We start from the raw sequence: 26,606 nt of genomic DNA, 5'->3' as shown, positions 1-26,606 counted from the left end.
CGGGACATCTCGCCGTACTGCTTGACCCAGCGACGGTAGGTTGCCTCGCTAACACCGAGGTCGCGGCAGACTTCGGCCTCGGTACTACCCGAGGCCTTCATGGATCAGGCTTTATCAAGTTTGGCCACGATCTGCTCAGGAGTGTGTTTTGAAAACTTCTTCATGATTATCAGTCTTCCTGCCCAACAAGGGGCTGTCACGGAAGACACGATCAAACCACATGGTCTATTTAATCCAGCCCAGACCAATTCAGCAGCTATCGAATAGCAATTTCTGTTCTCTTATTGGATCTGCTGGGCCTATTAGCAATGACAGCCTTTCCAGAGCCGTTGATCCTCATTTTTGGAAACCTCGTCACCGCATGCTTAAGCGGACTGTCGATTCCAGCCATTTTCACTATCGTTGACTCCCAAGTCAGTGGAAGCCAGCAAGCGAAAGCCTTCTCCCTCTTGGATACCGCGCGCCTTGGCGGCGGATTCCTTGGCTCATTGCTGGGAGGATTACTTCTTGACCAAAGGAACGTGCAGACTGCACTCTTTGTTGAAGCTTGCGCCGTGGCGGTTTCGCTACTTGTCTTTTTCTTCCTCTACAAATCCACGTCCCAGGACAATTCAGTGCAGCTAAGACTGAAAGAATCTTCACCGAGCTTTTTCCAAAAGGTACTCGAGGCTCCTTCTCTCTTATTGAAAAATAGACGTTCTCGCTCCGCACTAACCAGCATTTGGGGAGCAATCATTTGCACCTCGATTTTCAACATTGCGCTTGTCTTCTATGTGACCAGTACCCTCCAAGCGAGCGGTACGGTATATGCAATCATCGCCCAGGCTTTCATCGTGGGCCGCATCTTTGGCGCACGATTTTCAGCCCATCTCAGCGCACACAATGCCGAGAAGGCCCTGACCGGAGCCGGCTTCGCCATGGGGTGTTTTATTGCTTTACCCGGTCTAATTCCCTCCTTGTGGCTCTGTATTCCATGCTTCTTCCTTAGCGGAGTATGCAATGCCGTTCAGGTGGCTGCACTGCGAATCATCGTTGTTGGAACCGTACCTGATGAGGTTAAGCCCAAAGCCCTTTCTACGATGGGATCGATAAATAGCTCTGCGATGCTTATCGGATACATCATCGGGGCGCCTGTCGTAAGCGCCATCGGCACTTGCCGTATCCGGAATTGGAACCTCCGTGCTTACAGTGGGACCAGTCCTGAAACACCGTTTGCAACAATGACCATGCGCGCACCTAGTTGCTGTTTTTCTGTTTCTTCGCGCGCAGCATATCCATGCTCATTACGGCGCCAATGATGGCGGCGTGTTGTTGCTCGTTGAGGCCTGGCACGATGCGCAGGAGATACGTGTTTTTACCCATGAAGTAGTTGCCCATGCCGGTCCATTTATTGGAGACATCGGCAAGCTGGCGATCCTGGGAGGTGATGGTGAGATTCCAGTCCCAGAAATCGCCGTGTACTTCGACATCGGCAAAGCCCTCCATCGTTAGTTCCATCTTGGTTTTGAACATGGAGAAACGCTTGGTGATAACGGCCATGGGCTGTTCAATTCCCGGCAGGTGCACCTCGTAGGTATCCCGCAGAAGATTCGGCGGATCCGAAATCGTCATGACTGTTTGTTGGGGGTTGCCTTCGGCATCCGTGAGCGCGACCTCCAAGCTCCGGGAGGGTTTAAACACCATGTCCTTGAGGCTGGTGGATTGCACAATGGTGCCGACGGGGGTCCCGTTGACATCAGAAATCATGAATCGATCTTTGAGGAAAGACTTGGTTTGGGAAATAACCAGCTCGTCTGGCGTGAATAAGTTTTGTATCATGCCTGCCAATGTATGGCATTGGGCGTTTTTAATCCTCCTCCCTAGGGGTGGTTTTTGCTTCTTTCTGTGCCTCGTGGGCCTCTTCGTAGGCTCGCGCACGGTGGGCGGTCATGGTTTGTGCAAAAGTCTGCACCCAATTCTTATTCTTTTCTGCCAGCGGGCCGGAGGGCTCGGTGACGGTCCAGGTGCCGTCTTCGAAGAGCCAAATAATGTCTCGAGTGTGCGGATCCATGACGTAGAAAGCCCGGCCATCGGTCTTTATGTTGTGGTGGTGCTGGCACAGGCACGCGAGGTTTGCGGGAGTCGTCGGTCCGCCATCCGCGTGGTTGATGCGGTGATCCTTTTGGCACACCGTGGCAGGACGGTTGCAGCCTGGGTAGCGACAGGTGCCGTCGAATCCTTCGAGGTAGGCTGCCATATCCGGCGGGGTGACGTATCCCTTTACCTCCTTATCCGGGTTCATTTCCCGGATCTTGGAGTAGGGCAGCGCGTTGGAGCGCGCTGGGTCGAGCCACCCAACGGATTCAATGAATGCGGGGGAGTTGGGGACATCGGTTGCCTTGTAAGCATTCAGGATGACTTGGGGTGCTTCGGTATTGCCGGTGAGGAGGGAAATGGCGGCATCGGCAAGCGAGCAATCCAGCTTGAGCGCAGTCTCCTTGATGCACTTATCTACGCACGCCATCACCGAGGGATCCGCGCTCAGCGTCATCGCCGAGGTATTGTTTCCCCAATTCTCCATGGTGTAGCGCGGCTGGGTCGGCCCCTTTTTGACCGCAAGCGTGTCATCTTCGAGGTTGATGAGCTCATTAATCTTCCTTTTAATCTGGGCTTGCGTCCGCATGGACTGGTTGGCGCGGGTGGGAGTGAGGTAGGCGGTGAGCTGCTCATCGATGCGCGCGACTACCTCCGGGGTCGGGTTGCCCAGGCGGTTAAGGGATTTATTGATGGCAATGAGGCGGTCTAAATCTAGGTGATAGAGCTGGTGCTGCAGTTCTTTCAGTTGGGGGAGCTCTTCCAGGCGGTACAGGGCCATCAGGATATGGCCGATTCGCCCTTCATTAACTCCGGTGGTGCGGTAGAGGGATTGGGTTACTAATTCGAAATCAGAATCGAGATCAGGGATCTGTTCAGTCCAGAACTCGTATTCAGATTTTCGCATCTCAAAAGCTAAGCGTGTAGTGGGGTCTTTGGTGTTGGTCGTGGAAAAGTGGGGATCTTCCATGGCGCTTAAAACCTAAATTTGTAGGGTGAACGTGTGTACGAACAACACTATAGAACACCCGCCGGACATTCGCCTGTTTTAAGGCGTTTTTGCAGGTAGGACTGCATATTCTTCCGTCAGGATAGCCAGCTTAAGAAGCAAAATTATGTGCTAGCTTGAGGAAGGTATGAGTCAGGAGCAGGAAACGCAGGAAGAACCCGGGCGTGCGTGGTGGCAGTGGTGGGCGCCCTTGGCGATGATCGCTGTCTTCTTGGGGCTCCCGCCGGCGATTTACCAGGCGGTTTCCGGCACGGTATTGCTCGGCATCATGGGTGGGCTTACCGTGCTTATTGCTCTTATCGATGCCACCACATTCCGCTACTCATGGACCATCTTCTGGGTTGCGGGCATCGCTTATTTCGCGGCCATGGAGATGTACTTCAACGAGGGGACATGGATTTACCTGCCGGTAGTGGTCCTTTTGGCGTGGGGTGCTAGCAAATTGGGCGCCAAGGTGAGGGAGCGCTGATGGAAATCTGGCGGTTGGACCACCCCGAGGCCGGCCTGCTCGAAGTTGAGCGCGGCTACGATGCCGAGTTCGCCGAGCGGGGCGAATGGCCCAAGGAGCCAAAGGAATTTACGCCGGTGCTTGGCGATGCCCCCTTTATCCGCCGCATCCAGCTCTGGCGGAAGAATCCTGCACCCCGCATGCAGATCGTGGTCGACCACGAGGTTCGCAGCCGGCACGACAAGCCGCGTGGTGGCCATTATTCATTGCAGAAGAAGCTGGAAAGCGATCTCTCATTCAGTGAGAATAATGCGCCGCGGACTAAGCCTTATTTAGATATCCAAGCCACGCCCTTTGGGGAGATACAGGATGTCTACTACCGCGATGGGGAGGAGGCCGTGGCCTTTGATCCGCCGCCGGGCTCCTTGGGTAAAAAGCGGCGCCGGGCAATGGAAGAAAGCCCCTTCAAGCGCGTGCTGTATCCACTGCTCGGTGGGCTGGGGAAGTCCGGGTGGGCCATCGCGATGATTGTTTTGGCTCCTATTATTAGCCGCATCCTCTCGCGCTTGCTGCCGGATTGGGAGCTGCCAGATGTAGATTTTCCGGAGATTTACCTACCGCTGCCGAATCTGCCGAATCTGCCGGAGCCACCGCAGATTACCTTACCCGCGCCGCAGTTTGCGGTGCACTTTGCTCCGCCGGAGTGGGTGGTTTTCCTTATGGATTACAGCAGGGTGTGGATGCCTATAGTTATTGCCATTGCCTTTGGGGTGATGGCGGTGCGCAATGCAAAGAAGTCGGAGGCGAAGAAGAAGGAGTGGCAGAACCATGAAGATTCGCGGCGCGATTGATGCGGAGGGCCGGTGCAAGCATTGGCATTCCCCGCTCGACGTGGTGGCCAATAAGTGCGCGACCTGTGGCGAGTACTTTGCGTGCATGCTGTGCCATGCGGAGCTGACGGATCATGAGTTTGGGCCCATGCTTGTCGATGCCCCCGCTGCCCTCTGCGGTTCCTGTGGCCTCGAGATGGATTACCGGCTGTATTCCTCTGTCGAGGCATGCCCGCAGTGTGGGCATATGTTTAATCCCGGCTGCAGCGCGCATGCCGGGATCTATTTTCAGGTCACCTCGTAAAAGCGAGGGGGGAGTGCTACTGGTTCAGGCCCAAGAAGCGGTTGACCAGGCTGTGGTAGGCGCGCACGGTGAGATCCAGGTCTTCGAGGTAGAGGTGCTCATCGTGGCTGTGTAATTGCGAGTTGGCGCTGGCCATATCGCGGCCCTCGGCATGCATGGCAAAGCCATAGGCGTTGCCGCCCTTGCGGCGAGCGAAGCGGAGGTCGGAGCCACCGGTGGCGTGGACGGGCACGACGTCTTTATCGGGGAAGAACTCTTTGGCGGTGGCCTCAATGGTGCGCCAGAGCTCGGTATTGGTGGAGGACTGGGTGGCGTTTTCGGTAATGAGGTGTTCGATTTCTACCTCATCGGCAAGATCGCCCAGTGCGCTGCGGAGGAAATCGTCCAAGTCTTCCTGGGTTTGCCCAGGGAAGGGGCGGATATCCATCTCGAGGTAGGCGTGGGAGGGAAGCACGTTGATGGCTCCGCCGGCACGCAGGACGGTCTCAGCGATGGTGGTGTGGCTAAAAGCATGGGCGTAGGCATCGAGGTTGCCGAACTTGGTGTAGTCACCGGTGCCATCGATAAGCTCTTTTTCGGTCTCAGGATCGAACTTGAAGGTGCGGACGAAGCCCTCCCAGATCTCGTTGGAGGCTGTGGGTGGCTCGGCCTCGGCGATGCGGCGGGCGACCTCGCCGATCTTTACGATGGCAAAGTCTTTGCCGTAGGGCGTTGAGCCGTGCCCGGCATCGCCGGTGACGTGGAGGCGGCGCTGGCCAGCACCCTTTTCGCCCACGTTGAAGCCCACCGCGCCGGGCAGGTGGCTACCGCCGGTCTCGGAGAGGCAGTTCTTCCAGGAGAAAGCATCGGGGTGGTTTTCTGCCATCCACCGTACGCCCAGGCCACCGCGGGCCTCTTCATCGGCCATGCCCACGAAGGCAAGCGTTCCGCCGGGGTTGCCGGCGCGCGCTACCTCGCGGGTGACGGCTGCCATGGTGGCGGTAATAAAGAGCATGTCTACGGAACCGCGGCCGTAGAGCTTGCCGTCTTCAATGAGGGCCTCGAAGGGTGGTTTGGTCCACTTGGGTTCGTCGACGGGCACGACATCGGTATGCCCCATAAGGGTGAGAGGCTCCTTGGCGGGATCGCCGGGTACGGTGACCACGATGGACACGCGGCCCGGGTGGGATTCAAAGCGCTCGATGGAGACGTCTTCACCGGCAAAAAAGTTCTCTAGCGTATCGGCATTGCGCACCTCAAAACCGGAATCCGGGGTGAGGTCGTTTACGCAAGCATTGCGGATGAGTTCTTGGAGGAGTTCGAGGGTGTCATCGTAAAGCGTCATGCCCCTTAGGGTAATCCCGCGAAAAAAATTTTGTGATTTTGGCCAAAGTTGAACGGCGTTCAAGTAGGGTTCACTGCATGAGCATCATCGACATCGCCCGTGAGAAAGCTCTGGAGCAAGGCAAAGGCCTTAACCAGGAAGAACTACTACAAGTACTGCAGGTTCCAGATTCCCAGCTGGAAGAAATTGCTGATATCGCCCACCAGACCCGCCTGAAGTGGTGCGGCCCGGACGTATCGGTGGAAGGCATTATCTCCATCAAGACTGGTGGTTGCCCAGAAGATTGCCACTTCTGCTCCCAGTCCGGCCTCTTCGAGTCCCCAGTGCGCGCAGTGCGCCTGAACATCCCTGAGCTGGTGGAGGCGGCACAGAAGACCGCCAAGACCGGCGCCACCGAATTCTGCATCGTTGCTGCGGTGAAGTCCCCGGATGACCGCCTGCTGGACCAGGTGGGCGAGGCCATCGCCGCCATTAACGATGCCGTTGACATCGAGATTTCCTGCTCCCTGGGCACCCTGACCCGCGAGCAGGCACAGCGCCTGAAGGACATGGGCGCACAGCGCTACAACCACAACCTGGAGACCTCCCGCTCCTACTTCCCCAACGTGGTCACCACCCACACCTGGGAAGAGCGCAAGAAGACCCTGGATTACGTGCGCGAGGTAGGCATGGAAGTCTGCTGTGGCGGCATCATCGGCATGGGCGAGTCCCTGGAGCAGCGCGCCGAGTTCGCAGCACAGCTGGCAGAGATCGATCCGTGCGAGGTTCCGATGAACTTCCTCGACCCTCGCCCGGGCACCCCGTTCGCTGACCGCCCGCTGGTTCCGCTGGGTGAGGGCCTGCGCGCCGTTGCTGCATTCCGCTTGGCGATGCCCTCCACCACCCTCCGCTTCGCCGGCGGCCGCGAGCTTTCGCTTGGCGATGACGGCACCGAGCGCGGTTTGCTCGGCGGCATCAACGCCATCATTGCCGGCAACTACTTGACCACCTTGGGTCAGGAAATCGAAAAGGATGTGGACATGCTGGGCCGCATCGATCTCCCGATCAAGGCTCTGTAGTGTCCGAGCCGAACTCTGAGTTGGCAACCGCCGTCCTGGCCGGGGACGAGCCAATTTTCCACCCCAATACCGGCAAGCCGATCGAAGAGGTCTTCAAGCTGCACCCCGCTGCAGCTGCTGGCCTCGACGTACCGCGCTACTGCCAGATCTGCGGCCGCCGCATGGTGGCCCAGGTGCGCCCCGATGGCTGGCACACCAAGTGCTCGCGCCACGGGGAGCTAGATTCTGAGTGGTTATACGTAGAGCAGCTACCAGAGAGCTAGCACTACCAAGATAAGGAGCCGCTGCCGTAAGGCAGGCGGCTCTTTTTCTATTGAAAAATGGCTCTGACCTGGGTATAGGTAAATCTACTTGCGAAATTTGGTGCGCTCTACTTTAGAGATTTGGTACTCTCTACTTTAGAGATTTGGTGCGTCCTACTTGCGAAATTTGGTAAATATATGTTTGTTCCTCGGCAGCTCAGTGGATCTATAACGCAGTTAATGAAATGGTTTCCAGTTGTCAGCGTGACGGGGCCGCGGCAGTCTGGGAAGTCGACTCTTCTGAGAGAAATGTTTCCGGACTTGTCATACCTCAATCTTGAGGATCCAAGTATTCGAAGGGTGGCACAAGAAGATCCTGTGGGTTTCCTTTCGAGCCAAAGTGGACCGTTGATTATAGATGAGGCTCAATATGCACCGGACCTGTTTTCCGTTGTCCAACTTCGCTCGGATGAAGTGGGAAGCCCTGGGCAATATATCTTATCCGGATCGCAAAATTTCTTGCTTATGGAATCCATAACGCAATCGCTGGCGGGCCGCGTTGGGATCAGTCATTTGTTGCCCTTCGGCCTCATGGAAGCTCGCTCTATATCAGCTGATCTGACCGTTGATGAATTTATGGTTCGTGGAGGATATCCGCGCTTGTACCAGGCGCAAATTCCTCCGGAAATCTATTTTGAAAACTACGTGCAGACTTATCTCCAACGGGATGTGAGTGGGTTACTCAATGTTCGGAATAGTGATAGCTTTTGGCGATTCATTAAGGTCTGTGCGCTGCAAGCTGGAAACTTAATCAACTATTCCGCAATCGCAAATGAGATTGATGTTTCTTTCCAGACGGTAAAAAATTGGGTCTCAATTCTGGAGTCTAGTTTCATCATATTTTCTTTACCCAGCCACCATTCCAATCCCCGGAAGGTGCTTACTAAGACCGCGAAGTTGTATTTCTATGATACTGGTCTGTTGTGCCACCTTCTTGGTATTTCTTCACCAGAAGAACTTTCTGTGCATCCACAGTCAGGTGCAGTGTGTGAAAATATGGTGGTAGCAGAAACCATGAAAACGCATATTCACTCTGGTCGCAAGCCGGATCTACGGTTCTATCGGGATAGTTCTAAAAGAGAAATCGACCTATTGGATTTTACGGGCGGCGATCCTAAGGCTTATGAAATCAAGGCATCGCAGACCTATCATTCCAAATACACGCGTCATCTCGCGACTGTAGGTGAAGAGCTGGAGATCAAACCCGCAAACCGCACAGTGCTGTACCGCGGCCAGCATTCCTTCGAAGCGAATGGTGCGCAGGTAGTCCCTGTTGAGCAGTACTTGAAGGCGCTTGATTAGATTGGTGGGTATGGATCCCGCTGTAGCCCATGCTCATCAGTCCGCGCTGCGATCGATTGCGCGCGTCGTGGAGGAGACGGCGCCGCACACGGAGGCAGGGAAGGCTTTGGGGGACATCGGCAAGCAGCTGCGTAACGGGCCGGTCATGGTGCTCACTGGGGCGGGGGTATCGACGGAATCGGGGGTTCCGGATTATCGCGGGCCGCGGGGCTCGCTGAGCAGGCACCGCCCGATGACGTATCAGGAATTTCGCCATGATCCGGCCGCTAGCCATAGGTATTGGGCGCGTAGCTTCGTGGGCTGGCGCGTGATGGATTCCGCGGCGCCGAATCGCACGCATTATGCGCTCGTGGAGTTGGAGCGCGCCGGGCTGGTTAATGGTGTGGTCACCCAAAACGTGGATGGCCTGCATAAACGAGCGGGTACGGAGAGGTTGGTGACGCTGCACGGTGATATGGAAACCGTGGTGTGTCTGCTGTGTGGTCACTATGAGGATCGCGGGCACTTCGATACGCGCCTAGCGGCCGCGAACCCGGGATACCTGGAGCGCCTAGTCGTGGAAAGGGACCAAGTTAATCCGGATGGTGACGTGACGCTGGATGAGAAAGATGTTGCGGCGTTCCGGATGGCGGGCTGCGAGCGCTGCGGATCGGAGCTGCTCAAGCCGGACGTGGTGTATTTTGGCGAGCCCGTGCCAGCCACGCGGCGGGATGCGGCCTTTGCGCTATTGAACGAGGCTAATTCGCTGCTGGTGGCCGGTTCTTCGCTGGCGGTGATGAGCGGATACCGCTTCGTGCTTGAGGCGAAGAAGCAGGGCAAGCGCGTGGCCGTCATCAACGGCGGGCCGGGCCGCGGGGATAAGAAGGTGGATACGCTGTGGCGCACGCAGGTGGGCCCGGCTTTTGATGCCTTGCTCGATGAGCTGGAGATTTAATTAACGCGGCGTGTGCTCCACCATCCTGAGCAGCGTGCGCACGATGGCGTGCACGCGCCTATCCATGGGCATATCTTCGTGCATGACCACGGCGTGGCGGTCAAAATCTTGGATATAGATATTGCGCACCGCCCCCTCAGGAGCGCCCTCTGGGTCGAGGAAGCAGGTTTCGGGCGGGACAACGACGGCATCGGAACGCGTGGCGATGCAGGTATAGCTCACGCCGGATTCGAGGTCGCCATCGCGGTTGACATCGCGAAGCACCTCGCTGCCCACCACCTGGTCCATGCCGGCGGGGCCAAACCAGCCATCGATGATGGAGCGGATCACCGCCTCTTGGCGCTGGGTGCGGATAAGGCGACTGGCGATGCCCCCGTGGGTCGTCCCATGATTAGGCGCGCTAATGCTCATGAGGTGGATGACCTTTTCGGCGCCGCCGTGCATGCGCATCCAGTACCGCGCGAGCAGGCCACCCTGGGAGTGGCCTACCAAGATGACCTTTTCTGCCCCGGTCACGGCAAGCACGGTATCGATATAGGCGCCGAGCTGCTGCGAAGATTCCGGGATGGTCTGCGTTGCGCGATGGCCATAATCAGGGGCAAAGACCGCCCAACCGTCTTGGCGCAAGATATTGCCCATAATTTGCCAGACGCCCTTGGTATCGCAGGTGCCATGCACCAGGATGACCGGCCAAGGGCGTTTGTCGCTCGGGCGGGCGCCCCAATCGTCTTCGAAAACGCCGCGTGGCTTCGTGCGTGCGCCGAGGGGCAGGGTCCTGGCGGCATCGGCATCGAGGGCGGAATCGCCGGGACTAGACTTATCCTTTTCGGCCTTGAGGCGGTCAACGATCTCATCGGCGACGTCATCCTGCAAAGAACTGGCCGCGGCCGGGGAGGCGATGCCAAGGCGAGGCGAATCTTTTTCTTCGGATGCATCTTCCTCGTTCACGCGCCCGAATTTGAGGAGTTGTTCAGAAATAATACTTTTCAACTCTGCAAGAGATTCGACAGCCATGCCTTCCAATCATACGCGTTAATGCAGGTAAATGGCCTCTTTGGAAAAGTTGAAGAAATTTATGGAGAAAACGCTTGACCTCGCGCCACAATCTTTGTAAACTTAGGCTTGCCTAATCACGGGCGGTGCTTACGGCGTAGGGCGCTCCACTCCTTGCCGCTAAGTGCCAGAGATTAGTCATGGGGAGAGGGCCCGCCGATGCGCAGTCGGCGGGCCTTCGTTTATGCAAGAAAACTTGCACGATTATCGCAGGCCGTTTAGCCTTGCTAATTGTTCAGGCTTTCTTGCACGATTGGAGTAAGGGTGAGCCCGCGAAAGTATGAGCATCCAGCCATCGAAGAACTAGAATTCGTCCGTGTTCTGGCCGCAGTAAGCGATCCCATCCGGTTGGAAATGGTTAAGCGCATGGCGGACGGCCAAGAGCACGATAGCTTGAAGCTTGCCGATGACCTCCCGAGATCTACCCTGACGTATCACACTCGACAGCTCCGCGAAGCGGGAGTGACGTGGACAAGAAGTAAGGGTCGAACCTGTTTGATTTCTTTGCGGAGCCAAGACTTGAATGAACGTTTTCCGGGCTTGCTTGATGCGGTGATTGACAATGCTTAAGCAGCTGTGGCCGTTTGTCATAGGTAGCGTGGCCCTCGGCTTAGATGCATATGTTATTGCTGGCTTGCTGCCGCAGATTGCGGAAGACTTGGGCACGAACGGCAGCATGATTGGCTTGGGCGTCACCGCTTTTACCGGTGCGTACGCTGTATCTGGTCCGCTGTTATCGGGTAAAGCGGGCAAGAATCCGCGTAGCGGCCTGCTTGGCGCAATCGCTGTATTTTCTCTGGCGAATATTATGACTGCCGTATCACCTACGGTGGAAGTTTTTATCGTCTCGCGGCTAATTGCTGGTGTGGCGGCGGGAGTCTATTCGCCGTTGTCCTCAGCGGTTGCGGGTGTGTCTGTCGCAGCAGAGCGTCGCGGGCGCGCACTGTCATTGGTGCTAGCTGGATTGGCGGTGGGAACTGTCGTGGGTGTGCCGGTGGGATTGGGTGTCGCTGAGCAGTTAGGCTGGCGGGCTACTATTGGGTTGGTTTCGCTAGTTGGCATAGTGGCGATGGTAGGTATAGCGTTGCGCAATCCGAGTGCCGTACCGGCTGTGCCTTCTTCCTCGCTGAGACAGCGAGTCCGAGTCATCGGCCGAGTAGATAATTTACTTACGGTCCTAGTTACTTTCTTTGTGGGAGTGGGGTCGTTAGGTTTGTACACCTATATTTCTGTCGTGCTCGGTCGTGTGCAGGTAGACACCATTGCGGGCATGTGGATATGGGGTATCGGTGGCGCAGTGGGCGCATTTGGAATCGGGCGGGTGCTCGATAAGGTAGATAGTTCTCGCACGCTAACGTTAATAATCATTGCTTTACTTGCCGCTGATTTCGCGCTATTACTGCTCTTCCCTTCGAGTCATGTGGTGGCAGCGGTGTGCCTATTTGCATGGGGGCTTTTGGGTTGGGCTTCTATGGCGCCGCAACAAAATACCATGCTCAGTGCGAACCCTGATGAAGGTGCGACTGCAGTCGCTGCGAATGCATCTGCAAACTATCTGGGCTCAGCTGTTGGTTCTGCAGTAGGGGGTCTTTTGCTTCCTTCATCCACGGGGCTTTTGCTTGCTGCGCTATTTGCAATTTTATTAGGAATCGCATGCAATGTTGGAGTCGGCACTCTTTCTCGCGCTCGGTCCGGCGGGCATGCGGCTTAGGCACCCCAAGGACTACTAAACTTTATTCCCATATCGGCAAAAGTTAAACGCTTTTTGTGGCTCATACCGCTGATTTTCGCGCATTAAATGAGGCATTCGTTTTTCGGAGTACGCGGTGCACTGTGAGTACTTCGCCATATTCTTTTGCCACTGTGGTGTCGAAGGGTACGGTTTTTCTTTCCTTTAATCGTGCAGCGGAGAGCTTCTAAAAGTCCGATCTTTCCGCCTTCCAGTCAGAGAAGCATGATTCCGGGGTGCAACTCGGATAAGGACTGCGGTATTTGCAATAAGGTTCGTTAGCGGTTTGAAACCGTTCCACTATCCGTTCATCGGGTTCTGAATTCCTAGCTTCAGAGATTACGTTGACACCGATGATGGTTGAAAGCCGACAAGCCCTGCCCCTTCGCTGGTGATATCAGCAGAGCTTTAACTCAGGCTATCTCGGTATAAACCTATCTCGGTATAAACAATGTATGGCACGGAGCACTGCCGTGCTGCGCGGTCCCCGCTAAACTCGCCGTTATGACCGATCTGCAGCATGTCCACTCCGTAGATGAAGCGGTGACTCGCTTAATTGAGCATTATGAAACCTCATGTGAGTTGGGGCGTGAGGCCCTTGCCTCGGGCACCCTCGATGATTATCGCCACGTGGTCTATCCCAAGGTCACGGTGGAGATTCGTAAATGGCAGCCGATTGACCGCTCCGAGCCCTTTGGCTATGTGAATGAGGCGGGGAAGTACTCCGCGGTCATCTCTAAGCCGCACATCATCCGCGAGTACTTGCACGAGCAGCTGACTCGGCTGACTAACAATTATCCGTGCGATATCTTCGTGGGCCAATCGGATGAGCGCATTCCGCCGGAATACATCAAAGATGCCCCGGCGGCGCCGCAGGAACGCGGCCCTATCCCGCGCCCGACCTTGGATGAAGTCAACGATGCGATTATTGATGGTGAGTGGGATGCCTTTCACGGCGAAGAAAAGCCGCTATTTCACTTCGGAGCGCAGCGCTTCGATATTGCCTGTGCGCGCATCGAGCACTACACCGGCGTCGAGGTCGATACGGTGCAGAAATACATTCTGTTTACCAATTACGCGATGCATACCACGGAATTCGTGAAATTCGGCCTGCGCGAGCTGACCAAGGAGGATTCGCGGTATACGGCGCTCGTATTGCCCAATGGGGAGACCATTCATCCCAATGATGCGGTGGACCTCGACCTGGATGGGCTGACGCTGACCTCGCGCTTTCAGATGCCCCGGTTCGATCTCATTACCGCGGGCGGCGATGGCATCACGATGATCAACATTGGTGTAGGGCCATCGAATGCCAAGACGATTACGGATTGCTTGGCCGTGCTGCGGCCGGAGGCCTGGATCATGATTGGCCACTGCGCCGGCATGGATGGGCGCATGCGCATCGGTGACTTGATCTTGGGCAATGCCTACGAGCGCCACGACCACATCTTGGACCGGCAGGTGGTTTCTTCCACACCGATTCCGGCCATTCCAGAGGTCCAGCGCATGCTGGAGGCATCCGTGGATGAGGTCTACGGCAGCGATAATTCGCTCATGCGCACCGGCACGGTGCTATCGACCGATGACCGCGATTGGGAATGGCGCACCAGCCGGGATCTGTGGGAGTGGTTGCGCACTTCTACCGCGGTAGCGGTGGACATGGAATCGTGCGCCTTGGCAGCAAATGGGTACCGCTACCGCGTGCCTTATGGCACGCTGCTTTCCGTATCGGATCTGCCGCTGCACGCCGTGCCGAAGCTGCCGGCACAGGCCCAGGCGTTTTATTCCAACTCCAAGGAAGCCCACGTCATGTGCGCCGTGCGCGCGGTGGAACAGCTGGCAGAAAACCCGGAGCGCCTGCGCACGCGCAAGCTGCGGCGCACGTTGGGAGAGGTTCCTTTCCGGTAGCTGCTTTCCCTTGGTAGGTATCGCTAGTTAAACTACAAAGAAAGCCCATGACGCAAAAGGAGCCGCGCAATCGTGACTGAGAATTGGATCCACCCGGACCGGGAGAACCTCACCTGGGAAGTCTTCGGCGAAGCGAGCCGGAATCTTTCGGAGCAAATCGTGGAATCCGGCTGGTTTCCTGACTTGATCGTGGGCGTTGCCCGCGGCGGCCTGATCCCAGCCGGTGCCATTGGTTATGCCATTGGGGTTAAGGCCATGGGCGCTATCAATGTGGAGTTCTACACCGATATTGGCCAGACCTTGGACGAGCCGATCATCTTGTCCCCGCAGTTGGATACGGATTCCCTGAAGGGCAAGAAGGTACTCGTCGTTGATGACGTGGCCGATTCCGGCAAGACCCTGGATCTGGTGGTGAACTTCTTGGAAGAAACCGCCGATGAGGTGCGTTCCGCTGTGGTGTACACCAAGCCGAAGACCATCTTTGAGCCGGATTACTCGTGGAAGAAGACGGATAAGTGGATCAACTTTGCTTGGTCGGTGCTGCCGGTCATCACGGCGGATGGCTCCTTTCGGGAAGGCTCGTAGTAGCTACTAGTATGTGCAGGCGTGATTAACGAGCAGCCTGCACCCACCGGCGTCATCGCCAGTTTCCGCTTTGCCTTTTCCTCACCTGCGCGTTTGCGCAAGGAGGTGCTCGGCGGACTGGCGGTGGCGCTTGCTTTGATCCCGGAAGTTTTAAGCTTTTCTATTCTCGCCGGCCTCGACCCGCGGGTGGGGCTATATTCTTCGGTGATTATGGCGATGGCTATCGCCTTTACCGGCGGCCGGCCCGCCATGATTTCCGCGGCGGCGGGCGCGGTTGCCCTGGTGGTGGCACCGCTCGCGCACGAGTATGGGCACGATTACGTGGTGGCGGCGGTGCTTGCAGCCGGTATTATCCAGGTGCTGTTGGCGTGGGTGGGCATCGCCAAGCTTATGCGCTTTATCCCGCGTTCGGTGATGACGGGATTCGTCAATGCGCTGGGCATAATGATGTTTACCGCGCAGCTGCCGCACCTTATTGATGTCCCTTGGATGGTCTATGTGCTGGTGGCCATTGGCCTGGCCATCATGATCGTTTTGCCGCGGTTTACCCAGGCAATTCCGGCGCCGTTGGTGACCATCGTGGTGGTAAGCATCATCGCCGTCGCGGCAGGGTGGAAGGTGCCGGATGTGGCGGACCAGGGCGAGCTGCCCACGACGCTGCCGGGCCTTTTCATTCCGGATATTCCGTGGAACCTGGAGACCCTGCAGGTAATTGCGCCCTATGCCTTTGGGATGGCGCTGGTGGGCCTCATGGAATCGCTGCTGACGGCAAAGCTTGTCGATGACATTACGGATACCCATTCCGATAAGACCCGCGAGTCCTTTGGTCAGGGCATTGGCAATATATTGGCCGCGGCGATTGGCGGCATGGGCGTGTGCGCGATGATTGGCCAGACCATGATCGGCGTCAAGGTGTCTCAGGCGCGCACGCGCTTGTCGACGTTCCTTGCGGGCGCCTTCCTCCTCGTGCTGTGCCTGCTTTTCGGCGAGACGGTAGGCCGCATTCCGATGGCCGCGCTGGTTGCGGTAATGATCCTCGTGGCGGCGACGACGGTGAATTGGCATTCCATCCGCCCGCGCACGCTCAAGTTGATGCCGCTTTCTGAAATCCTCGTCATGCTGCTGACGGTCGCGGGTACGCTGGCCACGCATAACCTGGCGGTAGGAGTGGTCTTAGGCGTGGTGGCTGCATCGATTGGCTTTGCCCGCCGGGTGGCACACCTCGTGGAGGTTGAGTTGGTAGACGGATATACCTACGTGGTGCATGGCCAGCTCTTCTTCGCCTCCTCGAATGATTTGGTCTACGCCTTTGATTACACGCTTGATACGGACTTCGTGGTGGTGGACCTTACCGATGCCGAGGTCTGGGATGCCTCGACGGTGGCGACGCTGGATGCGGTGCAGAAAAAGTACGCGGATCGGGGCATTGAAGTGGAGTTTCGGGGCCTCGATGGGGCGAGCGCGCAGCGCCTGGAGCGTCTGAGCGGCCAACTGGGTGATTAATATCACATTGCGGGCCTGATGTGCATAAGCGTACTAGCTGCAGGGGGTTGGATGGAGTGGGCTAGCGCGGCGAGATCGTCCTTTTTGGGTCGATGACCTCGAACTATTAGGCGATAGTAACTTCGCCCCGTGGTGCAGCTTTGTCTTAACTAACTTAGGTGATCCAATCTGAAAAATGCCTCTGAGGTGCGAGTTTGATTAAGCATACCTTGCTAGACGGAGGATTTTATTTCGGTATTGTAGTGCCTACAACCAATTAATTGATTCCTACAGAAAGGATTTAGCAATGGATGAGAAGCTGCAAACCCTGCTAAACAATCAGGTCATTAACGAGCACGGTGCCGCTATGGTCTACACCCAGCTGGCCTACGAGATGGATAACCTGTCCTTCCCGGGTATGCGCGACTGGTTCATGGCGCAGGCTGGCGAAGAGCGCGTCCACGCACAGAAGCTTGCGGATCACCTCTTGGCACGCGGCTACCGCGTAGAGCTTAACGATATCCCGGTTGGCTCCATCAAGGCTGCCACCCCGCTGGATGCGTTCGAGGCTTCCTTGGCTCACGAGCAGAAGGTCTCCGAGCAGATTCGCGAGATCGCCCGCGTTGCCCTTGACATTCAGGATCTGGACTCCCGCCAGCTCATTGACTGGTTCCTGGCTGAGCAGATCGAGGAAGAGGACACCGTTTCTGAGATTATTGACCAGATCAAGCTGGTGGGCAACGATGGCGCTGGTCTGCTGCGCATCGATTCCCGTTTGGCTAACCGCAACTCCTAAGTTGTGAATAACAAACCCATCAAGATTTAAATCAATCCTCCCATGGCACTGCGCTGCTGTGGGAGGATTGACGTATGTCTGCACACCTGAAAGCAATCCTCTCTGCCGTCTTAGCGGTCTTGGCATTAAGCCTCATCATCGGTGCTGCGGTCATCTCAAGCCACGTGACCCTCGGCATCTTTTTAACCACCGCGGCGCTCATGCTGAGCCCGTTTGCGGGGGTGGTGATGCTGGCGTGTGGGGTCATCGGCAAGCGCGGGCTGGTCAACCGCTCCTTATATTCCTTGAGTGGAATGCTGATTCTGGCCTCGTTGGCCGTGCTCATCGTGTTACCGATGGCGCAGGCAACGGCGGCGCTGGTGATTTTTATCGCCGGTACCGCGGTGGGGATTGTGGCTGTGCAGACCCAAGCTACTAGGCGCGCATAAACTGGACGCATTATGCCGAAGTTGCTGTTTGATCTGTACGGCGTGCTGCTGCGCCCCGCCACGCCGGAAGCGCACGCTGAACTAGAGCGCTTCCTCGCGCCTGCGAACCCGGAGGCATTCTGGGAGGCCTATAACTTTTTCCGGCCGGATTACGATGCCGGAATTTTTAGCGATAGCCACTACTGGAACGAGATAGCCGCCCGTGCGGGTATGGAGCCCATTGACTGCGCTGGGGCCGTGGCCTGCGAGAATCAGTACCTGCTCGAGGCGGACTCAGAGATGGTAGCGCTGGTCAAAGGGCTCATCGGGGAGGGCTTTAGCGTGGGGATTTTATCCAATATCCCTACGACCCTGGCGGAACAGGTACGCGCGCAGCACCCGTGGTTGGCAGAGTGCGCGGCGGTAACGCTGAGCTGCGATATTGGGGTGGCCAAGCCGCACCCAGAGGCCTACCGAGTGGCGGTGGACGCGCTCTCAGCGCAGCCCAAGGACACGCACTTTTTTGATGACCGCATCGACTACATCGAGGGCGCCACTTATTGCGGGTTACAGGCCCACCTGTTTACCGGGATCGACTCCGCGCGCGAGGTTTTACGCGGTCTGGAGTGAGCGGCCCAGCTCCAATGGTTCGCGCAATAGCTGATCGGTAGCCACGGTACGGGCGACGGCGCGCACGATTTCTTTGTGGCTTGGAATCATGCGCAGCTCTAGGTCCTCCGAGGCGGAATCGCGGACGGTGGAGGCAAAAAGCTGGGGCGCGCGGGAATCACCGGTAAAGGCCCCGCCGGCAATCACCACGGTCTTCGGCGAGTATTCGCGGACCATCTCCGCCGTAATCTGGCCCAACTGGCGGGCGCGCTCATCCAAAATGGCGCGCACGGCTGAATTGGATTCGGCGATGGTCGCGACCTCGGGCAGGGTATTGGCCTCGATGCCGTGGCGGCGCACGGCGTCCAGAATGGACTGGGTGGCCAAGAGATGTTCGGAAGCGCCGTGCCCCAGTAGGTCAGAGCGGGTCTGTGGCAGCGGGATGATGGAATTTACCTCGTCATCGGCGGATAGCGCTGATCCTAAAGAATCGTCCGCGAAGAGCAGGAGCACGCGCTCGTTCGTACCAATCTCGGCGGCCTGCGTCTCCGAGCCCAAAATGGCGGAAATGGCGGAGGTAACCACCACGGGGACGCTAAATTGGAAGCGCAGGCGCGCCGCGATATCCACACCGTGCCAGCCCAGATTGTCTGCGGTGACTAGGCCCTCTTCATCCACGGTGCCTGAGGTGGTAATTCCTAAGGCCACGAGGCGGCGATCCAGGCCCGTCATCATGCGGTTGATGCCGGCCATGATGTGTTCAAGAAAGTCTTCCTCCGTCAGGCGGGCGACAGGAGTGGTGATTTCTTCCTCCGCAACGGTGCGGCCCTTGATGTCATAGAGGCCGATATAGGTCTCGGAGGTGCCGACGGCGATGCCGCCGAGTACCCAGTTATTATCCGCGGCCTCGAGGGGGACCGTAGGGCGGCCTCGGCCCTGGGATTGGGTGAGGTCGGTGCGCTCTTGGATGAGTCCTGCGTTTAGGAGCGCGGTGGTAGCGCGGGTAATGGTGGGCTGGGAGAGTCCGGTGGCTTCTACCAGCTCACTACGGGTAATGATCGGGTTCAGGCGCACCAGGTGAAGGCACTTAGCAGCCGGTGTACGGGGGCGCGTGAACACGGGGCCAGGTTTGATCATGAAAGAAAGTATATGTGTCACAGACTGCTTTGTCTAATCTATTCATAGGTGTACGTACCGAATGGTCTAAAGGTGGAGGTAGGCCAAAAATTCCCTATGCTGGGGCGCATGAGATCAGTAGCAGTTTATTGCGGCTCCGCCGTGGGCAATTCGCCCGCGTATAGCGCAGCGGCGCAACACTTGGGCGGCGAGCTTGCCCGTCGCGGGCTGAACTTGGTTTATGGCGGCGGAAATATCGGCCTCATGCGCGAGGTTGCCAATTCCTGCCTGAATGCTGGCGGCACCGTCACTGGCGTCATGCCGCAATCTTTGGTGGATTTAGAAATCTCCCACCCAGGCTTGACCCGCCTCGAGGTCGTGGATTCTATGGCCGAGCGGAAAACCCGGATGGAGCAGCTGGCGGATGCCTTTATCTGTTTGCCCGGCGGCGTGGGCACGTTGGAGGAAGTAACAGAGGTACTGACCCAACAACAGCTGGGCAGCATTCGCGGGCCCGTTGGCTTGGTTGACGTGGAAGGTTTTTGGCAGCCCTTTTATGACATGTATGCCGCCATGGCTGAGGCGGGCTTCATCCTGCCCCGCTTTGTAAAAGCACTGGTAATAGAGGAAAATCCCGCGGCCGTGCTGGATGGTTTTGCCCAGTGGCACTACCCAGGCACGAAGTGGAACAACGATTAGCTAACAAGTTTGCAACATTTGGGTGGGCCTGGGTGGCCTATCAACAAGATAAAGGGTTAGACTTCCCTCTTATGAGTTCTGAGCAGACCGCTAAGCGCCAGCCCTCTCTACTGGACGCTTCGTGCGATAACTTCGTTCACGACCTAGCCGAGCTATCCCCAACAGATGCAACCGCGTGGGGCATTGACGGTTTTGAAGGCGAATTGCAGGATTTTTCTCCCGATTATTTTGAGGCTGTCGCTGATCGCACCCGCGACATGGTTGCGGATCTGGATGCCTTGGATGACACCACCGATGAATCCGACGATGAGGATGATTTCGATGACGTGGATTATGTCACCGCCGCCGTCTTGCGGGATCGTCTCTGCTTAGATCTGGATTTGCACCACCACGGCGAGGATATTCGCAGCCTTAATAATATTGCCTCGCCCGTCCAGACCATCCGGGACTCGCTGTTGCTTATGCCGCAGGATACCGAGGAGGACCGCGAGGCCATTCGCTCCCGCCTGTCCAAGGTCAAGAGCTCCCTTGATGGCTACCGCGAGTCCCTGAAGGAAGCGGCCTCCCACGGCATGGTGGCACCGCACCGCCAGCTCTCTGAGGTCATTGTGCAGTGCGAGCGGCTTGCCGATGCCGACTCTATGCTCGAGGGCCTCGGCCTCGACCCCGACTCCACTGAGGTGAAGAAGGCCAAGGAGGCCTTTGGCGAGTTCTCGGATTGGCTGTCTAATGACCTGCAGCCGCAGTCCTCTAATAAGGACGCTGTGGGACGCGAGCGCTACGAGCGTTTCTCCAAGCTGTTCGTCGGCGATTCCGTGGACTTGGATGAGGCCTATGAATGGGGCCTTGACCAGGTGCGCTACCTGCGCGGGGAGCAGGAGAAGATTGCGCACGAGCTCTATGGCCCAGAGTGCTCGGTGCGCTCTGCCATGCGCAAGCTTAACCACGAGGAGCGCTATACGCTGCGCGGTACCGATGCCCTGGTGGAGTGGATGCAGAGCAAGGCCGATGCGGTCATCGCCGAGCTCAACGGCAAGGAATTCGACATTCCGGAAGAAGTCGAAGAGATCGAGTGCCGTATCGACCCAGCGGGCACCGGTGGCATCTTCTACACCCCGCCCAGCGATGACTTTTCGCGCCCAGGCCGCATGTGGTGGTCCGTGCCGGAGGGCCAAGATACCTTCCACACCTGGCAGGAGCTGACCACCGTGCACCATGAGGGTGTGCCGGGCCACCACCTGCAGCTGGGTTCTGCCCTGGTACAAGAGGATTTGAACCTGTGGCGCCGCGCGGTGACCTGGAACTCCGGCCACGGCGAGGGCTGGGCCTTGTACGCTGAGCAGCTCATGGCCGAGCTGGGCTACATGGACGATCCTGGCGTGCGGATGGGGCTGCTCGATGCCCAGCGCCTGCGCGCGGCCCGCGTCGTGGTGGATATCGGATTGCACCTGGGCAAGAAGCTGCCGGACTGCACCGTATCCGGCGTATGGGATAAGGCCCACGTGAAGACCTACATGCGCGAAAACACCGCCATGGATGATGCGAACCTCAACTTTGAGGTCAACCGCTACCTGGGTTGGCCGGGCCAGGCGCCGTCCTATGCCTTGGGCCAGCGCCTGTGGCAAGAAACCCGCGCCGCCGCCGAGGAGCAGGGTATGAGCGCCCGCGAATTCCACTCCGAGGCCCTGGCTCTTGGCTCGGTGCCGATGTCGGTGCTGCGCGAAGCCGTGCTCAATAACTAAGCGCGCAGGCTAGCCGCGCACGCTAGCGCCGTGTGGAAAACTTGCTGACGGCCCTGATGAGCTGCGGCAAGTATCCCGCAATGACCAGCACGGCGATGAGGCGGGTAAGTTGCACCGCAATCACCACGGGGCCAGCCCCGCCTTCCGCGGAGAGCGCGAGCACGGTCTCTAGCGCGCCGGGGCTGGTGGCCAGGTAGGCCTCGAAGTAGCTGATATTGAGCCAGTGCATCAGCGGCCACGCCGTGGCCGCACAGAGGCCGAGGACCGCCGCGATAGAAAGAATCGTCGCGGGAAGCTGCTTGGCAAAGGCCTTGAGCGAGGGGAGAGAAAGACCGCCGCCGCAGACCCATCCGATGGATAAAAAGGCAATAACCTTAAAGGCATAAATCGGCTCCAGCGTATGCCCCTCCGGCAGGAAGAACGAGGCCAGCACCGTCAAGATCAGCGGGCCGAGGACCGCCGCTGCGGGCAGGTGCAGGAATTTGCCAAGCCTTTCGCCGACCAGCGCGATAACGAGCACCAATGCGATGATCCACCAGGTGGTTTCCGCCTCGAGCCTTAAGTCACCGCCCCTTCCGGCAGGCGTATCGAGGAAGGTCACGACGGCGGGAAGGGATACGGAAACGATCAATAACCGCAGGTATTGGGTGAGCGCGACGTAGCGGTAGTCGGCACCGAGTTCATCGGCAAGCGCGGGCATGAGCGAGGCACCGCCGGGAAGCATAGACAGGATACCGGTTTCGGAGGAGACGTCCCGTGGCCGCTGGCGGTGCAGCATGACGCCGCAGAAGATGCCCAACGCGATGGTGACAAAGGATATGGTTATGGCCGCCGGCAGGTAACCCACCAATTGGCCAAAGGAGACCACCGTCAGTGGCAGCGCGGCCATGATGCCGATGAATCCGCGCGATAGCCCATAAAATTTGCGGTTGACCTTGAGGTCCTCGCCGGTGATAAGCGCCATGGCGCCGGAGGCGATGATCGCGGCCAAAATCCACGCGGCCGGCACGTGCCACATGCTAAAAAGCCAGCCCAAGAGGATGGAGACGGGGACCACGATGCCCCACCGCAGGATGGTGTGGGTATCTACGCTCATTCCCCAGTGCCGTTTAGCCACGTATTCTCCCATCTTCTGCTCGTCTCCGATCGAGTCTAGACCTCCCCGCCGCGGGGTTTATGATCTCGTCATGGATATCGACGTGGCGCAGTGGGCGGTGCTCCTTGTGGGAGCGGCGGGGGCAGGCTGGATCGACGCGGTCATCGGCGGGGGAGGCCTCGTGCTTATTCCGCTATTGCTTGCCGTGGTTCCGGGGCTCGCGCCGGCAACGGCGCTGGCCACCAATAAACTTGCGGCGGTATCCGGCACGGCATCGGCCGCCGTGACCTTGGTACGCAAGGTGCGCCCGCCCGCAGGGGAGCTAGTTCGCTACGCCCTCATCGCGCTCGTGTGCGCCGGGCTGGGCGCGAGTGTGGCGGCGAATCTTAATAGTGACATCATGCGCCCGCTCATTATCGTGCTGTTAGTGGTGGTGGGGGTCTTCGTGACCTTTAAGCCGAGCTTTGGCACCACCGAGTCTCCCGGCATCCGCGGCGGATGGCGCACCTGGGCGGGGCTTGCGGCGGTCGCGGCCATCTCCTTTTATGACGGCATCTTTGGCCCGGGTACCGGCATGTTCCTGATTATGGCCTTTACCTTCATCTTCTCCCAGAACTTCTTAAAATCCGCGGCGATGGCCAAGGTGGTCAATACCGCCACGAACCTCGGTGCGCTGGTGACCTTCATCCTTGGCGGCCACGTGTGGTGGACCCTTGGTATCGCGTTGGCCGCCGCCAATATCCTCGGCGCCCAGGTGGGCGCGCGGACGGTGCTGAGCGGCGGAACGAAGTTTATCCGCTACGCCCTGCTTACCTTGGTCGTGGTCATGAGCTGCTATCTATCCTGGCAGCAGTGGGGTTAGGCTACATCCGGTTCTTGGTCCGCGCGGTGGCAATGGCATTCCATGGATCCTCGGGCCACGGGTGCTTGGGGTAGCGCCCGCGCATATCGGCGCGCACCCCGGCGTAGGGGCCGGACCAGAAGCTAGCAAGATCATCGGTTACCGCTAGCGGGCGGCCGGCGGGGGAGAGCAAGTGAAATTGCACGCGGTTGCCGCAGTACTCCGGGGATTCGGCCAGGCCGAAGCACTCCTGCAACTTGATGTGGACCACGGGGCGCTCGCCCGACCAATCGATTTTGGCATCGCGGCCGGAGGGCACTGGGAGGCGCTGAGGTGCGAGCTCGTCTAAGCGGGTGGCTTCGGGCCAGGGAAGCAGGCGCTGCAGGGCGGGGTACATGTCTATCTTGGCGGTGGGGGTTCCCGCGGCAATCTGGTGCAGCTCGGGCCCGAGCCACTCGGCGGGATCGGCGGCATCGACATCCGGCCACGGATCGCCGTAGTGCGCGTGCAGGTGGCGGAGCCTATCTTTTAAGCTCTGGGCCTTCTCGCTGAAGGTAAATAAGCCCAGGCCCTCTTCGCGGATGCCGGCGGCTAATGCCTGGGCTGCGGCATCGCCGGTGACCTTGACCGCGGTTTCGGACAGCACAATCGCCCCGGCCGCCCGGACTTTGACCCCGCGCACGCGACCCCCACGCAGAAAGGCGCGGGTTTCTTCGGTCACGCCGATGGCATCCAGTGCGGCGGACTCTTCGATGCGCGCGGCGGTGCGAATGATGGGGTTTCCGGCATTGGAGAGGGTGACCTCCGCGATGGCGAGCCACGGCGAGCCGGCCAGCCCGGAGTTATCCAGCAGCCGGGCGCGAGTGCCGCTGGCCAGCAGATAGTCTTCACCCACGCGCTTGGCCACCTGCTCGGGATAGGCGGTGGCGACGACCTCGCCAGGGTCAGCGGGTCCGAGATCCTCTACCAGGCGAGACAGGCGCCTGATTTCCTTGTGCGGGGCGGGGCGACGGGTGAGATCGGTGGTATTGGTGGGGGCATCGGCAAGCGCGGCGATGGTGGGAGCCGCCTGGCTGCCGTGCCGGATAAGGGCCGCGCCGAGGCGGGGATCGGTGGGCAAGAGGGCGAGCTCTTGCGTCGCACCAATGCGCTTGAGGGTGGCGCGCGCGGCCGCAAGGGCTTGGGCGGGCGGCGGATCGAGCAGCGGGAAATCCGGGCCCGCGCCCCAGCAATCCAAAAACAGCGCAGCCTGCGTGAGATCCGCGGACAGGATCTCCGGCGTAGTGTGCGGGGAAAAGTGCTGGTAATCGTCCTGGGAATAGCAGCGAATGACCGTACCCGGCGCCTCACGCCCGGCACGGCCCGCGCGCTGGTCCGCGCTCGACCTCGATGTGGAGACCGTCACCAGGCCAGACATGCCGCGCTGTGCATCGCGCCGGGGAACGCGGGCCAGCCCGGCATCTACCACCACACGCACGCCAGGCACCGTCAGCGAGGATTCCGCGATGGACGTCGCCACCACAATGCGCTGCTCATCGGTATAAAGCGCGGCATCTTGCTCCGCGGTGGTCTGCTTGCCGTGCAGCGGGAAAACATTATGGCCCTGCAGCTCCTCGCACACCAGGTTGACCTCGCGCACGCCGGGCACGAAGACCAGCGTTGATTCGTGTTGGCGGGCTGCCTGCTTGGCGATGCCCCCGTAAAACTCCCGCGACCCCGCCGCGCGCCCCGGCTGTGGTGCGTACTGGATATCCAGGGGATAGGTCACCGCCTCGGTGGTATGGATGGGCGCGCCCATGAGCTGGGAAAAGCGCTGCGCGTCTACCGTGGCGGACATAGCGATGACGCGGAAGTCTTCGCGCAGCTCTGCCAGCTCCAGGCACATGCCGAGCACCAAATCCGTATCCAGCTGGCGCTCGTGGACCTCATCGATGGCCACGGCGGCTACGCCCTCGAGCTCCGGATCCTTCAGCAGGCGGCGCAGCAGCACGCCTGGGGTGACGAATTCGACCTCGCTGCCCGTGCGGGATGCGCCGCGGATGGCGAAACCGACCTTATCCGGGGTGCCGCTGAGGGTGCTTAAGCGCTGGGCGGCCGCGCGCACGGCCACGCGGCGCGGGGCGGTGACGATGACCTTGCCGCGCCCTGCGGAATGATTGGCCAGCGCCGGTGGCACGAGCGTGGTTTTACCCGTGCCGGGTGGTGCCTGAATGACGACGTTTTCGGTGCTAGGCAGCGAATCGATGGTCTTGGCTACGGGCAGCCCCGCGCCAATGCTGGCAAGATCGAACATTTAGTTGGCGGCCCCAAAACCTTCCACGGGGCCATCCAAATCCTTGCGCTCCCACGAATCCTCATCGCCGTCCAGCGTGCGTACCACTCGGCCGGGCGTGCCCAGGACCAGCGAATTATCCGGAATATCCTTGGTCACCAGCGTGCCGGCACCAATAACGCAGTTTTCACCAATGGTAACCCCCGGCATGACGGTGGCATTGGCCCCAAACCAGGTATTGCGCCCCACGGTGATGGGGTGGGCGATTTCCCACCCGCCCTCGCGCATCGCGTGATCGTTAACGGGGTGGCCGACCGTAATGAACGAGCAATTGGGCCCAATCAGCACGCGGTCCCCGAATGTGACCTTGGCTTGGGCCAAAATGCTGCTGCCAAAGTTGATGAAGACGCCTTCCCCACAGACGATATTGCAGCCGTATTCCATATTCAGCGGCGCGTGCGCCCCCGGTACGTGTGATTCCTCCGGCAGGATCTCCCGCAAGATTGCCTGCGCCTGCTCCTTATCCGTGTTGTGCAGATCGTTGAACTGCCCAATCAACCCAAAGGTGCGCTGGTGCTCCTTGTCGATGTCCCCCATGCCCGGCAGGTGCCACTGCCCACCGGTCATCCGCTCCCAAGTGCCGTAGCGTTGCAGGTCGTGCAGCTTCTGTTCATCCATGGTGGCCAT

27 protein-coding genes are annotated in these 26,606 nt (G+C 58.8%); 18 read left to right on the top strand and 9 right to left on the bottom strand.

Translation table 11 applies throughout. The annotated features are described in order from the left end of the window. Positions 1-101, bottom strand: a 101-nt coding sequence (locus tag ABRP95_RS07720) for a transposase (protein ID WP_349839188.1), incomplete at its 3' end; no start/stop codon positions are given. A gap of 183 nt (positions 102-284) precedes the next feature. Between ABRP95_RS07720 and ABRP95_RS07715 the strand changes: the two genes are divergently transcribed. Beyond that, positions 285-1,298: an MFS transporter gene (locus ABRP95_RS07715; protein WP_284852341.1), complete on the top strand. Its 1,014-nt coding sequence runs from the start codon at positions 285-287 to the stop codon at positions 1,296-1,298. On the opposite strand, the gene ABRP95_RS07710 is transcribed toward ABRP95_RS07715, so the two are convergent. Continuing rightward, complete coding sequence (locus tag ABRP95_RS07710) at positions 1,237-1,818, bottom strand: LURP-one-related/scramblase family protein (RefSeq protein ID WP_284852342.1); 582 nt, start codon at positions 1,816-1,818, stop codon at positions 1,237-1,239. The two genes, ABRP95_RS07715 and ABRP95_RS07710, sit on opposite strands and share 62 nt — an antisense overlap. 28 nt (positions 1,819-1,846) lie before the next feature. After that, a complete protein-coding gene (locus ABRP95_RS07705; RefSeq protein ID WP_349839187.1) occupies positions 1,847-3,043 on the bottom strand; it encodes an HNH endonuclease signature motif containing protein in 1,197 nt (398 codons plus the stop codon). A gap of 166 nt (positions 3,044-3,209) precedes the next feature. Between ABRP95_RS07705 and ABRP95_RS07700 the strand changes: the two genes are divergently transcribed. Genes ABRP95_RS07700 through ABRP95_RS07690 form a run of 3 tightly spaced genes read left to right on the top strand, consistent with a single transcriptional unit; the run spans position 3,210 to position 4,664 of the window. Further along, positions 3,210-3,551, top strand: coding sequence for a heme transporter (locus tag ABRP95_RS07700; protein ID WP_349839186.1), 342 nt, complete (start codon positions 3,210-3,212; stop codon positions 3,549-3,551). Then, positions 3,551-4,381 carry a hypothetical protein gene (locus ABRP95_RS07695; RefSeq protein ID WP_349839185.1) on the top strand — a complete coding sequence of 277 codons (831 nt, stop codon included), beginning with the start codon at positions 3,551-3,553 and terminating at the stop codon, positions 4,379-4,381. Before ABRP95_RS07700 ends, ABRP95_RS07695 begins: the two co-directional genes overlap by 1 nt. Continuing rightward, positions 4,359-4,664 (top strand): CHY zinc finger protein, encoded by a 306-nt coding sequence (locus ABRP95_RS07690; RefSeq protein WP_349839184.1) that lies wholly within the window; start codon positions 4,359-4,361, stop codon positions 4,662-4,664. The genes ABRP95_RS07695 and ABRP95_RS07690 overlap by 23 nt, the downstream gene beginning before the upstream one ends. Before the next feature lie 16 nt (positions 4,665-4,680). Here the strand turns inward: ABRP95_RS07690 and ABRP95_RS07685 are convergent, their stop codons facing one another. Next, the gene (locus ABRP95_RS07685; protein WP_296089993.1) at positions 4,681-5,988 is read right to left on the bottom strand and encodes a M20/M25/M40 family metallo-hydrolase; all 1,308 of its coding nucleotides are present in this window, start codon (positions 5,986-5,988) and stop codon (positions 4,681-4,683) included. Positions 5,989-6,065: 77 nt separating this feature from the next. On the opposite strand from ABRP95_RS07685, the gene bioB reads away from it, so the two are divergent. The 4 genes from bioB (at position 6,066) to ABRP95_RS07665 (ending at position 9,584) form a co-directional block, all read left to right on the top strand. Further along, positions 6,066-7,046 carry a biotin synthase BioB gene (gene bioB / locus ABRP95_RS07680; protein WP_005276160.1) on the top strand — a complete coding sequence of 327 codons (981 nt, stop codon included), beginning with the start codon at positions 6,066-6,068 and terminating at the stop codon, positions 7,044-7,046. After that, positions 7,046-7,309 carry a biotin synthase auxiliary protein BsaP gene (gene bsaP / locus ABRP95_RS07675; RefSeq protein WP_023016459.1) on the top strand — a complete coding sequence of 88 codons (264 nt, stop codon included), beginning with the start codon at positions 7,046-7,048 and terminating at the stop codon, positions 7,307-7,309. The genes bioB and bsaP overlap by 1 nt, the downstream gene beginning before the upstream one ends. 177 nt (positions 7,310-7,486) lie before the next feature. Next, the gene (locus ABRP95_RS07670; RefSeq protein WP_005280543.1) at positions 7,487-8,650 is read left to right on the top strand and encodes an ATP-binding protein; all 1,164 of its coding nucleotides are present in this window, start codon (positions 7,487-7,489) and stop codon (positions 8,648-8,650) included. Positions 8,651-8,660: 10 nt separating this feature from the next. Then, a complete protein-coding gene (locus ABRP95_RS07665) occupies positions 8,661-9,584 on the top strand; it encodes a Sir2 family NAD-dependent protein deacetylase (protein WP_349839183.1) in 924 nt (307 codons plus the stop codon). On the opposite strand, the gene ABRP95_RS07660 is transcribed toward ABRP95_RS07665, so the two are convergent. Then, the gene (locus ABRP95_RS07660; RefSeq protein ID WP_349839182.1) at positions 9,585-10,598 is read right to left on the bottom strand and encodes an esterase/lipase family protein; all 1,014 of its coding nucleotides are present in this window, start codon (positions 10,596-10,598) and stop codon (positions 9,585-9,587) included. Between the two features lie 601 nt (positions 10,599-11,199). Between ABRP95_RS07660 and ABRP95_RS07655 the strand changes: the two genes are divergently transcribed. The 7 genes from ABRP95_RS07655 (at position 11,200) to ABRP95_RS07625 (ending at position 18,174) form a co-directional block, all read left to right on the top strand. Then, positions 11,200-12,348 carry an MFS transporter gene (locus tag ABRP95_RS07655; protein WP_284770871.1) on the top strand — a complete coding sequence of 383 codons (1,149 nt, stop codon included), beginning with the start codon at positions 11,200-11,202 and terminating at the stop codon, positions 12,346-12,348. Positions 12,349-12,870: 522 nt separating this feature from the next. Continuing rightward, positions 12,871-14,274 carry an AMP nucleosidase gene (gene amn / locus ABRP95_RS07650; RefSeq protein WP_284784944.1) on the top strand — a complete coding sequence of 468 codons (1,404 nt, stop codon included), beginning with the start codon at positions 12,871-12,873 and terminating at the stop codon, positions 14,272-14,274. Positions 14,275-14,346: 72 nt separating this feature from the next. Further along, the gene (locus ABRP95_RS07645; protein ID WP_284770873.1) at positions 14,347-14,859 is read left to right on the top strand and encodes a phosphoribosyltransferase; all 513 of its coding nucleotides are present in this window, start codon (positions 14,347-14,349) and stop codon (positions 14,857-14,859) included. 21 nt (positions 14,860-14,880) lie between these two features. Beyond that, positions 14,881-16,362: a SulP family inorganic anion transporter gene (locus ABRP95_RS07640; protein WP_349839181.1), complete on the top strand. Its 1,482-nt coding sequence runs from the start codon at positions 14,881-14,883 to the stop codon at positions 16,360-16,362. A gap of 286 nt (positions 16,363-16,648) precedes the next feature. Further along, positions 16,649-17,137 (top strand): ferritin, encoded by a 489-nt coding sequence (locus ABRP95_RS07635; protein ID WP_023016464.1) that lies wholly within the window; start codon positions 16,649-16,651, stop codon positions 17,135-17,137. Positions 17,138-17,211: 74 nt separating this feature from the next. Further along, positions 17,212-17,565, top strand: a complete 354-nt coding sequence (locus tag ABRP95_RS07630) for a hypothetical protein (protein WP_349839180.1) — start codon at positions 17,212-17,214, stop codon at positions 17,563-17,565. Between the two features lie 12 nt (positions 17,566-17,577). After that, the gene (locus tag ABRP95_RS07625; protein WP_349839179.1) at positions 17,578-18,174 is read left to right on the top strand and encodes an HAD-IA family hydrolase; all 597 of its coding nucleotides are present in this window, start codon (positions 17,578-17,580) and stop codon (positions 18,172-18,174) included. On the opposite strand, the gene ABRP95_RS07620 is transcribed toward ABRP95_RS07625, so the two are convergent. Further along, positions 18,157-19,290 carry an ROK family transcriptional regulator gene (locus ABRP95_RS07620; RefSeq protein WP_349839178.1) on the bottom strand — a complete coding sequence of 378 codons (1,134 nt, stop codon included), beginning with the start codon at positions 19,288-19,290 and terminating at the stop codon, positions 18,157-18,159. The two genes, ABRP95_RS07625 and ABRP95_RS07620, sit on opposite strands and share 18 nt — an antisense overlap. A gap of 108 nt (positions 19,291-19,398) precedes the next feature. Between ABRP95_RS07620 and ABRP95_RS07615 the strand changes: the two genes are divergently transcribed. Then, complete coding sequence (locus tag ABRP95_RS07615) at positions 19,399-19,968, top strand: LOG family protein (RefSeq protein WP_296089970.1); 570 nt, start codon at positions 19,399-19,401, stop codon at positions 19,966-19,968. A 71-nt stretch (positions 19,969-20,039) separates the two neighbouring features. After that, entirely contained in the window at positions 20,040-21,710 is a 1,671-nt protein-coding gene (locus ABRP95_RS07610; protein ID WP_349839177.1) for a DUF885 domain-containing protein, read from the top strand. 22 nt (positions 21,711-21,732) lie between these two features. Here ABRP95_RS07610 and ABRP95_RS07605 read toward each other — a convergent pair whose 3' ends face one another. Next, the gene (locus ABRP95_RS07605) at positions 21,733-22,839 is read right to left on the bottom strand and encodes an AbrB family transcriptional regulator (RefSeq protein ID WP_349838554.1); all 1,107 of its coding nucleotides are present in this window, start codon (positions 22,837-22,839) and stop codon (positions 21,733-21,735) included. Positions 22,840-22,897: 58 nt separating this feature from the next. On the opposite strand from ABRP95_RS07605, the gene ABRP95_RS07600 reads away from it, so the two are divergent. Then, entirely contained in the window at positions 22,898-23,668 is a 771-nt protein-coding gene (locus ABRP95_RS07600) for a TSUP family transporter (RefSeq protein ID WP_349838553.1), read from the top strand. A gap of 1 nt (position 23,669) precedes the next feature. On the opposite strand, the gene ABRP95_RS07595 is transcribed toward ABRP95_RS07600, so the two are convergent. Further along, positions 23,670-25,940 carry an ATP-dependent RNA helicase gene (locus ABRP95_RS07595; protein WP_349839176.1) on the bottom strand — a complete coding sequence of 757 codons (2,271 nt, stop codon included), beginning with the start codon at positions 25,938-25,940 and terminating at the stop codon, positions 23,670-23,672. Then, the gene (locus ABRP95_RS07590; RefSeq protein WP_239269670.1) at positions 25,941-26,606 is read right to left on the bottom strand and encodes a sugar O-acetyltransferase; all 666 of its coding nucleotides are present in this window, start codon (positions 26,604-26,606) and stop codon (positions 25,941-25,943) included.

This window comes from Corynebacterium sp. KPL2895 (assembly GCF_040225815.1).
Classification (GTDB): Bacteria; Actinomycetota; Actinomycetes; order Mycobacteriales; family Mycobacteriaceae; genus Corynebacterium; species Corynebacterium rhinophilum.
The sequence above is the reverse complement of the archived record's forward strand: the minus strand, read 5'-3'. Positions and strand labels throughout refer to the sequence as shown.